At 69.3% G+C, this 13,862-nt stretch carries 1 protein-coding gene; it reads left to right on the forward strand.

Going from position 1 to position 13,862, the window contains the following annotated elements; genetic code table 11:
- Positions 1-645 precede the first annotated feature (645 nt).
- A partial coding sequence (locus tag ACOOGG_RS02795; protein ID WP_420432061.1) for a Calx-beta domain-containing protein occupies positions 646-13,862 on the forward strand: 13,217 nt, incomplete at its 3' end.

A 13,862-nucleotide genomic window follows, 5' to 3' on the forward strand; every position in this document is an offset into this window, starting at 1 on the left:
ATCTTCGCGGCCGGCGCCACCGAGGCCACGCTGCGGCTCAAGCCCACCGACAACGACAGGCGCACCCAGCCCTATGTGATCGTCACCTTGGGCGGGGGCGCGGTCGGCTTCGGCGTCGAGCCGACCACCGCCGGCGACCCGGTGCACGTGATCCTCATCGACGACGAGACCGGCGACATCGTCCTGGTGGACACGCCGCTGCGCCCGCTGGGGCTGGGGTCGAGCGCCGACTTCCGGCTCCTGCTGGTGACTTCCCGCGGGCGCAATATGAGGTCCTCCAATATTGCGGACTACGACGTGTTCGTGCGGGAGACGATCGCGCTGAGCGGCCATCCCGAGATCAGACCGTACGCGGGCTTCTTCCGGGCGTTCGTCAATACGCACAGGAGTGTAGGAAGCGCCACCATTGGCGTCGACGCCACCGTGCACAACGACCTGCGCGACGGTTCGGTTTGGGCCGACGGCTCGACGAGCGCCGACGACGCGGGCACCGCCATCTACTGGCTCGTCGGCGCCAAGGTGGCGGACAACTACTTCGACTTCTGCGACGCCAGCTGGGACAACCGCTTCGCTCCCGGCGACGGCAACAACCACATCAAGCGCGAGGACGGCAGCACCGAGACCCGGTTCAGTATCCCCACGGGCATGAACAACAACTGCCGGCCGAAACGTGCCGTGGGCGAATCAGGTGTGACCCACGGGCCACTCGCCCAGGGTGACAACTCGAATCCCCTCGACCGCAGCACCAGCGTCTCCAATAGTCTGCACGCGCGCTATCCCTACTACGCCCTGTCGCCGGTGTTCACCACGGCGCCGCAGGTCACGCTCGGCGCGGCGGAGTACTCGGTGGACGAGGGCTCCGACGCCACCGTGGAGGTGGTGCTGTCACAGACCCGCAGCGCCGCCACCACCATTGGGCTCGAGGCCGTTTCCGGCGTCGGCACCGCCACCGCCGGCGACGACTACACCGCCGGCCCCTGGAGCGTGACCATCCCCGCCGGCCAAACCTCAGGCGACATCACCATCGCCACCGCCGACGACGACCAACTCGAAACCAGCGAGCACTTCTCGGTGCGGATCACCACGAGCAGCCTGCCGTCGGGCTGGGACACCGCCGTGGAGCTGACCGACAGCGACCCGCCCCAAAAGGTCCCGGTGGCCACCCGCATCAACATCGTCGAGGACGACTACACCGTCAGCTTCGATCAGGCCGCGTACGTGGTCGACGAGCGAAGCGGCGAGGTGGTCGTCACCGGCTCGCTGAACCATGCCCTGGCCGATGATCTTGAGGTGTGGTTCCGGTACCAGTTGGAGGGAACAAGCACCGGTTCGGTCTTCAGCGAGGTTCACGGGTCGGCTTCCGATCCTCTAACCATCCCCGCCGGCGAGACGCGGTTCATGCTGCGCATACCGGTCTTGGTCGATGACGGCAATTTCGCCGGCCATGTGCTGCGTCTGGAGGCGATGCCGCCGTCGCTCCCCGCCGGCGAGGCGAACGCATCGGTCGACGTGCACATCGGTCACAACGGCTCGTCCGACGTGGCGGTGGACCTGTCGATCTCACCTACCGCGGCGCCGTCGTCGAGCCTGGTGCCTGCCGGCAGCGGCGACGCGGTCGCCGAGGGTTCGGTGGTGACGGTGACGGCGACGGTGGCCACCGCGCCGGTGGGTCGCAGCATCACCGTGCCGGTGGTGCAGTTGCCCGCCACCGGGGCCCCGTCCGCCGACGAGTTCGGGTTGGGCGGTGTGCCGGCGGGCGTGATCACGATTGCGGCGGGCCAGAAGTCCGCTTCGGTGCCGTTGACGGTGTACGCGGACGGCGCCGAGGCCGACGGCAGCGGCGACATGGTCGAGTGGCTGCTGCTCGGGGTGGGCGCCGACGGCTTGTCGGCGGGGTACGTGCCGGGCCGCGGGGTCGATGTGTTGGTGGAGGAGTCGAGCCTCCTGCCGGTGTCGCTAACCGTGGGAGGGGCCGCTACCGCAACCGTTGCCGAGGTCAACAACGCGGCGGTGACCCTGACGGCCACGTTGGGATCGGCGAACAGCTCCGGCGGGGCGTTGCAGTTCCCGGTGAGGCTGCGGTCGGCCGGCACGACGGCCCAGTCGAGCGATTACGGGCTCCCGGCTGGGGTCAGCATTGCCGACGGGCAGGCCGAGGGCACCGCCCGGCTGGGGATCGAGAACGACAATCTGGGCGAGAACGACGAGACGGTGGTGGTGTGGCTCGGTTCGTCGCTGCCGAGCGGCTACGGCCCCGGCCCGCCGCAGGCCGTTGTGGTCACCATTGCCCGCAGCGACGGCGGCGCGGGGATCGCAGTGGGGGTGACGCAGCCGAGCGGCGCCGTCTTCGACGGCCTGCGGGCATACGACGAGTCCGATGAGAAGATCGCCTTCGATGTGGTTGCCGACCCGGCGCCCGCGCTGCCGCTGCCGGTCTGCGTGCAGGTCACCGAGGAGTTGTCGGTGGGGACGGCGCGCCTGAACGCCCTGTACACCGGCTACCGGACCGTGACGATCCCCACCACCGGGAAGCTGTCGCTGCCCGTGGTGTGGACCGACGCGAATACCGACGAGAGCGACAGCACGGTCACCGTCACGGTGCTTGAAACAGCCGATCCGAACTGCGGCAGCGCCGGCGAGTACACCGTCTCGACCACCGATCCGCAGACCTCGGCGCTCATCCGCGACGACGACGCCACGGTGGTGTCGGTGGCCCGCACCGACAGCGGACCCATCGCCGAGGACGGCTCGGGCGCCGAAGCCGACGCCGAGTTCACCGTCACGCTCGGTCGGCGCCTCGATGCGGGCGAGCGCCTCGTGGCTCCTCTCGTGCTCTCGGGTGCCGGCGTCACCGCGGGCGAGTACACCGTCGCCGCCAAGTCCACCGCCGACAACCACGGTGCGACGCTCGCCGGCGGTAACACCCTCAGCCCGACGGTGACGTTCGTCGGCCACGCCACCGACACCGTGCAGGTGGCCACCCTGGTAATGGCCACCAACATCGACGCCGTCTCCGAGAACGACGAAACGGTGACGGTGGCGGTGGCGCCGCCCAGCGCGTTCAACGCGGAGGCCGTCGCGGCCCGCACGTCGGTAGGCGGCGGCGCCGGCCCGCACCCCATCAACAACCGCTTCAACGTTGCCACCGAAGCCGAGGGCGCGGGCGTGTCGGTCACGCTGTCGGCAACGGGGGGAGACCCCAACGGCGACGTGGTCGAGGGAGCAACCGACCCCACGGGCTACCGCACGATCACGGTCACGCTGGGCCGAGCCCTCACCGGCGACGAGACGATCACCGTGCCGCTCACCGTGGACGGCGTGACGGTGGCCGCGCACTACCTCCTCACCATGGTGCCGGCCACGCAGGCCGGGGTGACGCTGGTTACCACCGGCGGCACGTACACGGCGCAGAACCCGGCGCTGCGGTTCGAGGCAGGCGCCACGGCGGCGACGCTGCGCTTCACGCCGGTGGACAACGACCGGCGCAGCCGGCCCGCCGTGGCCATCGACGCGGGCGAGCCCATATCCGGCGGGTTGCCCGAAGGGGCGACGAGCCCCACCGGTGTGCCGCTCGTCTTCGCCATCGCCGACGACGAGACCGGCACCCTCGAGGTGCCCGAGAACTGGGCGCTGAAGCCGCCCGCGATACGCCGGGCCGAGAGCTTCCGGCTGGCGTTCGTCACCTCGGAGGCTCGCGACGCCCGCCCGACCGACATAGACGTCTACAACCGCTGGGCGCAGGGTGTCGTCGCCCGCGGCGGCCACGCCGAGCTAGTGCCCTACGGCAGCCTCGTGAAGGTGTTTGGCAGCACCGCCGAGGTGGACGCCCGGGAGAACACCGGGATGTGGGACGGCTCGGGGTGGGCCGACGGCTCGACCTCCGCCGCCGACGCGGGCGTCCCGATCTACTGGTTGGCCGCGACGCCCGCCCGCAAGGCGGCGGACAACTATTTCGACTTCTTCGACGGATCCTTTGACAACACCCGCTCCACGTTCGAGAGCGGTAGCGACACACCCCGCGGTCAATCGGTATTGACCGGCAGCGACAGCGGAGGTGTCGGTACCCCCAATAACGAGCTGGGGCAAGAGTTCGTCGCGCACAATTTCTCGGGAGCGACTGGGGCCAAGAGCTTCAAACGCCCCATGATTGTGATGTCGCCGGTGTTCACGGTGTACGCGCCGGATGTGACGGTGACGCTGGCGGGTTCCGGCGGCGACGCGGACGGCAACCCGCTCGAGGGCGCCGGCGACTCGACGGGCTACAAAACGGTCACGCTGACGCTGAGCCGTGCCCTAACCGGCGACGAGACGGTCACGGTGCCGCTGTCGGTGACCGGGGCGACCGTGGGCGACGATTACACCTTCGCGCTGGCGCCGGCCACGCAGGCCGGTGTGACGCTGGTTACCGCCGGCGGGACGCACAGCGCGCAGAACCCGGCGGTGCTGTTGGAGGCGGGCACGCAGACAGCCACGCTGCGGCTCACCCCTGTGAACAACGACTACCGCTCCCTGCCGTATGTGACCGTCGCCTACGGCACCGAAGGCCGCGCCCCGAGCGGGAAACTCGTCAACGTGGCGGTGCTCGGAGAGCCGATCGTCTTCGTGCTGGCCGACGACGAGACGGGCCCGTTGGTGGTGCCTGCGGACTGGGGGCTGTTGCCGTCGGGTCTTGATGTCGGCGCCGAGTTCCGGTTGCTGTTGGCGACGAGGAGGGGCCTGGAGATTCCGGTGGCTGAGGGCATCGCCGGCTTTGACGCGCACGTGCGGCGGACGGTCGTCGCCCATGGTCATGCCGACATCAGGGCGTATGCGGGCCTGTTCGGGGTGTTGGGCAGCACTGGGGACACGGACGGTCGTGTCCACGCCGGGTTGTGGGACGGTACGAGTCTCAGCGGTGACGATCCGCCGGCGGTGCTGTGGGCGGACGGATCGGTGAGCGCTGCCGACGCGGGTATTGCGATCTACGCGCTCGGCGCCGAGAAGGTTGCGGACAACTATTTCGACTTCTGTGACGGGGATTGGGACGGCCCCCCGTCCAACAGGAGTTACGAGGACGGCACAGCCATCCCGGGGAATCGTGCCATCTTCACCGGTATGCGGAACAACTGTGAACCAGCCCCCCAGCATCTGTGGGAGAAAAATAAGACTCTTGCGGTGTCGCACGTCTCTGATCCGTTCGATGCCGGAAATTCCATTCCCTGTGATGAGGGTCTTCTTGGTCCAACCGCCCCCACGGCCTGTCGTTACTACGGGTTGTCGCCGGTGTTCACGGCGCCGTATGCGGAGTTGTCGTTCAAGGAGAACTTCACCATTGTCGATGAGGATGGGGGGTCGGCGACGCTCACGGTGGTGGCGTCGGCTGCGCCGACGTCTGATCTGACCGTCGGGCTCAGCTACACCGACCTGTCGGCGGTGAGCGGCACCGATTACACGCCAACTGCTTCCTTCGTGTTCCCGGCCGGCGCGACCGAGGCCACGTTCACGATCGCTCTGACTGCGGACGTGGTGATTGAGGACAACGAGCTGTTCAAGGTGCGCCTAGCGGCGGGGGAGGGGTATACGGTCGGCTCGTCATCGTCTAGCGATGTGCTCATCACAGACGATGACGATCCCACGCAGAAGCTGACGCAGTCGGCGGTGACGGTGCGCGAGGGTGTGGGGTCGGTGCGGGTGACCGTCGAGCGCGACACCGTCGGGGGGGTGTCGAGGGTCGTGCTGACGCCCGACGACGGCACCGCCACCGGCGGGCCGGGCGGCACCGGCGCAGGCGTCGACTACGACAACACGGTCACCAACCTGCAATTCGGTGCCAAGGCGGCGTCGGTCAGCGGTGTGTTCACGATCAACGACGACAACTTGCCGGAGCCCGACGAGACGTTCACCGTCACCCTCAGCAAGCCCGAAGAAGGCCGGCAGCGGGGCGAGGTGGGCGAGCCGGCGGTGATCACGGTCACCATCGTCGATGACGACGGCCCGGCGGGGCTGGTGATCGCCCCGTCGGCGCTGCGCGTGGCCGAGGGGCTGTCGGCCACTTATGAGGTGAGCCTGGCGTCGGCGCCGCCGGCGGCCACCACGGTCACCGTCAGCGGGCAGGCCGGCGCCGACCTTCGAGTCGACACCGACCCCGACACGGCCGGCGAGCAGGCCACGGTGACGTTCACGACTGGGGACTGGTACACCCCGCGCACCGTCACCGTCACCGCCGACAACGACAGCGACAGCACCGACGCCACCGTCACGCTCACCCACACCGTCACCGCGGGCGGCTACAGCGCTAGCCCGCAGACCCTCACCGTCACCATCGCCGACGGCGACGCCACCGCCCAAAGGCCGGAGGTGTCGTTCGTGTCGTCGGGTGGTGTGTCGGTGGTGGAGACCGATGGTGTGGTGGCGCGTTTGGGTGTGGTGTTGTCGGAGCCGTTGAGGTCCAGTGAGAGCTTGAAGGTGGCCTATTCGGTGTCGGGCACTGCGAGGGTGGGCACGGAGGCGAATAAGGCGGGCGCGGATGCGGTGGTGTCGCCTTCGGCGTTGTTGGTGGTGGAGGGTTACGTGCTGAGCAGCTCGCAGCCGGGCGCGGTGTCGCGCGGCGAGATCGTGGTGTCGTTGATCGATGACGTGTGGGTGGAGGGTGCTGAGACGGTGGTGGTGACGTTGTTGCCGTCTTCGGGTTACACGTTGGGTGAGCACACGTCGCGGACGGTGCAGATCACCAATGACGACACCGCGCCGGAGGTGCTGTTGAGCGTCGACACCGACGAGGTGTCCGAGGGCGACGGGGCGACGAGGGTGAGGGTGCGGGCGGAGCTGTCGAACGAGTCGCGGTTCGAGTCCGATGTGGTGGTGTCGGTGTCTGTGGATGGTTCGGGTGTTGAGGGGGCGGTGGGGTTCGCTGCTGTGGACGATTTCGATGTGACGATCCCGGCGGGCGCCGGGTCGGCGTCTGCGAGGTTCACGTTGACGCCCACAGCCAACGAGACTGACCAGCCTGACGAGGTGGTGTCTGTGTCGGCGTCGGTGGTGCCTGCGGGTTTGGTGGTGTCGCCGGCGTCGATCATGTTGTCCGATGATGACGATGCGCCGCCGCCGCCGCCGATGGCGGTGCGCATCTCCGGCGGCGGGTTCGCGGCGGAGGGCGATGCGTCGTCGACGGCGAAGTTGACCGTGCGGTTGGGCCGGGTGGTGGCCGCGGGCGAAGAGATCGAGGTGCCCCTGGCGATCACCGGTGCGGGTGTCGAGGCCGGCGACATCGTGGTCTCGCAGCCCGCCGACGGGCGTCCGGGAGTGTCGGTGAGCGACGCAGGCACCCTGGCGCCGGTGGTGGTCTTCACCGGCTCGTCCCAACAGGGCGTGAACGTGGGGTATGCGGAGCTGACGCTGGCCGCCGGCACCGACACCGACAGCATCCACGAGTTGGCGACCATCAGGTTGGCGGCCACCGCGGGGAACGGGCCCGACGGCGGCCTTCGTCCAGAGCGGGACCTCAGCGGCGTGCCGGTCTCGGCGTCGGTGCAGGTCATCGACGCCGACGCCACCGCGGCGGCGGTGTTGGCGTGGCCAAGGTCGGTGCTCCTAGTCGAGGGCGAAGCCCTCGCGGGCTCCGAGCCGGTGCAGGTGCGGCTGAGCGCTGAGCCGAGCGGCGATGTGTCGGTGACGGCGGTGTCGTTGGATGCGTTGGCGGTGCGGGTGGCGCCCGGTTCGCTGACGTTCAGCACGTCTGATTGGGACGAGCCGCAGCCGGTGACGCTGACCGCGGCGGACGATTTGGACACCGACGACGAGACCGTGTTCGTGTCGTTGACCGCGGCCGGCCATCCGGGCTTCGGGGTGGCGGTGGACGTGTACGACAGCGTCCGCAAAGCACCGACGACCTTCACCGAGGCCGTGTTCAACCCACCGCCGAACGATCTGACGTTGCGGGAGAACACCGACGGCTCAAGCAGGCCGGTAAGGGTCGGCTCGCCGGTCACCGCCACCGACGCCGACGGCGACACGGTGACCTACTCACTGGCACAACCGGGGCCCTTCCTGGGCTTCGCCATCGACGCGGCGACCGGCCAGATCACCTACACCGGCAAGGGCCTGGACCAGGAGGTCACACCGCGGATCGCGCTGGTGGTGGTGGCCACCTCAACCGGTGCCGACGGCACCGCCACGCCGGTGCGCCAACCGGTCACCGTCACCGTCAGAGACGTGGACGAGGGCGACCCCCAAACGGTCACGGTCACCGGTGTGGCGGTGGCGGGCCGCTCGACGCTGCGGTTCGTGTCGATCACCGGCGACCCCGACGGCGACCCCGGCCCAGGCGTCTTACTGACCTTCGCATGGTTCGCCTCCGATGACGGGGACTCGAGGGGGACCATCTTGCAGTCGGACGGATGGAGCAAGGCGGAGTATCCGGTCAAGACCACCGATGTGGGTCGCTACCTGCGGTTGGGGGTGAATTACCAGGAGAGAAGCGGTGCCTCCGAAACGGCTTATTCGGATCCGATCGGGCCGGTGGGCACGCTCGGCCTGCTGAACGCGGCGGCAGAGGCGACCTCTGCGCTGGGCCCCGGCGCCGACCACACCAGCGACACCGCGGTGGTCACAGTGTCGCTCGATGCCTTGGTGCTGAACGGCGAGACCGTCACCGTGCCGCTGGCCTTCACCGGCGGCACCCTCGGCACCGACTTTTCCCTGGCGCTGGCGGGCAGCCCGACGGGTGTGACGCTGTCGGGTGCATCGGTGGTGTTCACCGGCCCCGCCGCGTCCAAAGCCACAGTCGAAGTGACCGCCGCGTCTGCCGCCGCGCTGACCAACACGTTGACCGTGGCGCCGGGTGTGGTGACCCTGTCGGGTGAGTCGCTGGTGTTCACCGGGACGGTGCAGGGCCCCGGGACGGTGACCGACACGGTGGCGTCCTCGGCGCTGGTGGGCGACGGCGTGGTGTTCACCGGCGGCGACCCACCCGACCCACCCGACCCCGACTCGGTGTCGGTGACTTTGGCGCGCACCGACAGCGGCCCGATCAGCGAGGACACTTCGTCGTCGGACCGCACTGCGACTTTCACGGTGACGTTGGGCCGGGCGCTGGTGTCGGGCGAGACGGTGGATGTGCCATTGGACCTTTCGGGTGCGGGTGTGACCCATGAGGACTTCGTGCTTTCGCTCACTTCGGGCGAAGCGAACACGGGCGTGTCGCTGCGCGAAGCGACCTCGCTTCAGCCGGTGGTGCGCCTACAGGGCGCGGGCGCCGGGGTGGCGTCGGTGACGATCACCGCGACCGATGACTCTGTCGACGAGGACACCGGCGAGGTGCTGGTGCTCGCTCTGGGCGACCTCGACGCGGCCGGTTTGGCGACGAACGTCGCGGAAGATGTGGTGGCGTCCGATGACGGCGATCCGGTCACGGTCGACAACCGGTTCGATGTGTTGATCGTCGATGGTGATGTGCCGTCGGTGCCGGTGGTGTGGCTGGACGGTTCGACGCATCTTGCGGGGGAGGCGTCGGGCAGTCGCAGCGTGACCCTGCGGCTGTCGGCGACGCCGCCGCAAGCCGCGGTGACGGTGGCCTACACGGTGACCGGCACCGCCACGGCGGGCAGCGACTTCACTACGTTGTCGGGCAGCGTGGTGCTGGCTGCGGGGGCGGTGTCGGCGCAGATACCGGTGTCGGTGCTGGACGACAGCAGCCGGGAACCGCCCGAGACCATCGTGGTTACGCTGGACGAGGGTTCGGGGTACACCCTGGGCTCGGTGCTGTCTTCGACGGTAACCATTGCCGATGACGACGGCATAGCGGTAACCCTGACCCGCACCGACAGCGGCAACATTGCCGAGGATCCTGCGCCCGCAGGCGACGGCCGGACCCAGGCGACGGTGGACGCCGAGCGCTCGGCCACGTTCACCGTGACGCTGGACAGGGCTCTGAAGGCGGGCGAGATCCTCGACGTGCCGCTGGAGCTGCTGGCGACGTCGCTGCGGGGAAGTGGTGGCTTCACCGTCACGGACTTCTCGCTGGCGCTCACCGACGGCGCGGCGAATACCGGCGTGGTGATCCAGCAGGAGGCCACGCTGAAGCCGGTGCTGCGCTTCAATCGCCCGGGGGCGCGCACGGCGGCGTTCACGGTGTGGTCGGTGGACGATCTGATCGACGAGAACGACGAGATCTTCACGGTGGAGCTCGCCCCACTCGACGCGCCGGGGCTCGCCACCAACGTGTCCGGCGGCGCTGTGCCCGGTGAAGGCAGCAACGTATTCGAGGCGACGATCATCGACGACGACACTGCGGGGATGGAGGTGTCCCAAAGCGACGGGCTGACTTTCACTGCCGAGCCGTCGGGCACCGACACGTTGTCGGTGCAGCTCCGGTCGCAGCCCCGTGCGGCGGTGACGGTGACCGTGTCGAGCAGCGACGCCACCGCAATGGTGGTGAGCAGCGACGGCACGGCGTTCGCGACCTCTGCGCAGCTTACGTTCACCCCCCAGAACGCGTTCGTGCCGCAGACGGTGACGGTGAAAGCGGTGGACGACAGCAGCGTGAACCCCAGCGGATGGCGCCGGGTGACCCTCACGTTCGCCGCCTCGAGCAGCGACCGCGGCTACCGCCTCACCGAGCGGGTGACGGCGAACGTCCAAGACGACGAGGAACCGGTGCTGCCGCTGGTGCAGTTCGCGGCCACCTCCTACGACGCCTCCGAGGACGAGCCGGTACGGCGCGAGACCGCCAAGACCTACGTGGGCCGCACCGCCACGATGGAGTTGAGCCTCACCCCGGCGCCACCCAACGGCGCCACCGTCGGCTACACCGTCACCGGCACCGCAACCTCGGGCAGCGACTTCACGGCGACCTCGGGCGAAGTCGTGATGGCGCCCGGTGCCACCACCGCGTCGATCCCGTTGACGGTCCTGGATGACGACACCGACGAGCCGCCCGAAACGGTCATCGTCACCCTGAACCCCCACGACGCCTACGAGATCGGCGCCAACGCCGCTGCCACGGTCACCATTGCCGACGACGACGCCACCACCGTCAATCTGGGATCGGAGTCCACGAATTCGATTTCCGAGGGCGGCCACATGACATTCGATCTGTCCCTGGGCCGCGCGCTGACCGAGGGCGAGACGGTGGCGGTGCGCGTGCAGATCACCGGCTCAGCCGATCTGACGCCGTCCGATCTCGAGCTGGAGGTGAACTCGCCGCACGATGTGAGCGCCGGACCCATCTCGGGCACCGCGGGATCGCTGTACTCGGTGGTGACCTTCTCCGGGCCGAGTTCAAATTCCCAAACCGTGATAGTGCGCGCCGTGGACGACGACGTAAGCGAGGCGGACGAGTCGGCGGTGGTGTGGCTGCGCCTCGGCAGCGCCGTCGCCAACGGCACCAACGTCGGCGGTGGTGTCGTGCCGCTCGCCGGCAGGGATAACCGGTTCAACCTCACGGTGCTCAACAACGACCCGGGGGTGGTGATAACCGAGTCGGCGGGCAGCACCCGGGTGAGCGAGAACCCCGACGCCTCCGACGCCACCGACTCCTACACGGTGCACCTGGCGACCGAACCGGCCGGGAACGTGACCGTGGCCGTCACGCCCGACGCCGCTGTGGTGGTCGCCGGCGGCGACGGGCAGTTCGCCACGTCGGCAACGTTGACGTTCACGCCCCAGAACTGGTCCGAACCGCTGACCGTCGCAGTAGCCGCCGCCGCCGGCGGCGACACCACCGCCGACGACGCCAACCGCTCGGCCGCCATTGCCCACACCGTCTCCGGCTACGGCAGCGTCACCGCCGCACCGATCGACGTCGAGATCGTCGACGACGATCCCACCCTGGTAGAGATCCATCCGGCGGGGCCGTTCCTCACCGAGAACAACTCCGCCGTGACCGCCGCCGTGACGGTCTCGCTGAGCCGGCCGCTCGCCGCCGGCGAGGTGATCGACGTGCCGCTGCTGCTCAACAGCAGCAGCGGAGCGATCCTGTCGGGCCGGGGCTCGGCGTTCCGGCGGGCCCGCGCCATGACCTGGCGAGCTAGTGGTACCGGCGTGAGCCTCATCACCGACCCCCTGTCGTCGTCGCTCCAGCGACCCAACCGCGACCGGCTCGTGCTGCGCATGAGCGGGGGCGCACAGGAAGCCACCATCCACTTCGCCTCCCCCAACCCCGACCGCGACAACACCAACGAGACCGTCAAGGTCACGCTGGAAGCCAACGTGGCGTCGCTGGACCGCCCCGAGCGGGCCACCAACGTGGGCGGCGGCGTGCGGCCTGCGCCCTACTACTCGTCCACCGAGCTGATCATCGTCGACAACGGGGCCCCGGCGCGGCTGCTGGCCGCGCCCCGCTCGCTCAACGTGGTCGAGGGCGACACCGCCAGCTACTGGGTGCGCCCCACCACCAACCCCGGCGGCGCTCTCACCGTCAACGTCAGCTCCGCAGACACCAACAGGGTCACTGCCCCCGCCAGCGTCACCGTCGGCGCTGCCGGCTGGCAGAGCGGCGCCAAGGTGACCGTGACCGGCCTCGCCGACGCCGACAGCACCGACAACACGGTCAACATCAACCACACCGCGTCCGGCTACGGCGCCCGGGACAGCGTCACAGTCAACCTGCGCGAGTCGTCCACCGCCCCGACGGTGAGCTTCGCCGCCGCTACCTACACCGCCACCGAAGCCGCCGGCGGCAGGCGCAACATCGACGTCGTCGTGAACGCGTCCCCCGCACCGCCGTCGAACCTTCAGGTGGCCTACACCGTCGCCGGCACCGCCACCGGAAGGTTCTCAGGCGGCGACTACAGGAGGATCTACAGCCCCGTGACCGTCGGAGGAGGCGGCACCGGCACCATCCGCATCACCGTTAGGGACGACGCGCTGGACGACGACGGCGAGACGATCATCCTCCGCCTGTCCGACAGCTCGAACTACCAGGTCGGCGCCATCCGCACCGCCACGGTGACCATCATCGACAAGGCGGCGCCCCTAGCGGCCCTAACGGTCGATACGCCCACGGTGACCGAGGACGGCGGGGCGGTGACCGTGACCGTCACCGCCGCACTGAACGGCCCGGCCGACGCCTCCGACACGACGGTGAACGTGACGGTGGCGCCCTCGGGCACCGCGGGCGCCGTCGACTTCACAGCCACCCCCTCGACGTTCGCCATAACTGTTCCCGCCGGGCAGACCTCGGCCACGGAGACCTTCACGCTGACGCCCACCGACGACAACGACGACGAGACCCATGAGCAGATCACCGTCTCGGGCACCATCGCGGGCGCCGCCGCGGTGCCGGTCACCCCGGCGGCCATCCGGCTGAACGACGACGACGGCGGGGGGCTGAGCGTCACGCTGAACTCGACGTCCAGCGACATCGCCGAGATCCCCGGCGAGGGCAACATGGGCCACTACAAGCCAGTCAGCGTCTACCTCGGGCGGGTTCTGATCGGCGACGAGACCGTGACGGTGCCGCTCACCGTGGCGGGCGCCACGGTCTCCGACGACTACACCCTCGCTCTTGTGCCCGCCTCGCAGCCCGGCGTGACGCTGCTGACCGACTCTCCGCACAGCGCGCAGAACCCGGCGGTGCTCATCGAGGCGGGCGCCGCCGCCGCCTCGCTGCGCTTCACCGCAGTGGACAACGACCGGCGCTCGCAGCCGTACGTGAGCATCGGCTTCGGCACCGGGGCGCGTGCGCCGAGCCATGCCAACGTCGTGGAAGGGCTCGCCGCCCCCTCAGGCGGACCGTTCCGGTTCGCCATCGGTGACGACGAGGTCGGCCCGGTCATCGTGCCCCAGGACTGGCCGCTCCTCCCGGCGAACCTGGAGGTGGGCGAAGAGTTCCGGTTGCTGTTCCGCACTTCGAGCACTCGTGACGCCACCTCGACCGACATAGG

Origin of the sequence: Candidatus Poriferisocius sp. (assembly GCF_965214065.1) — a bacterium.
Lineage (GTDB): Bacteria > Actinomycetota > Acidimicrobiia > Acidimicrobiales > Bin134 > Poriferisocius.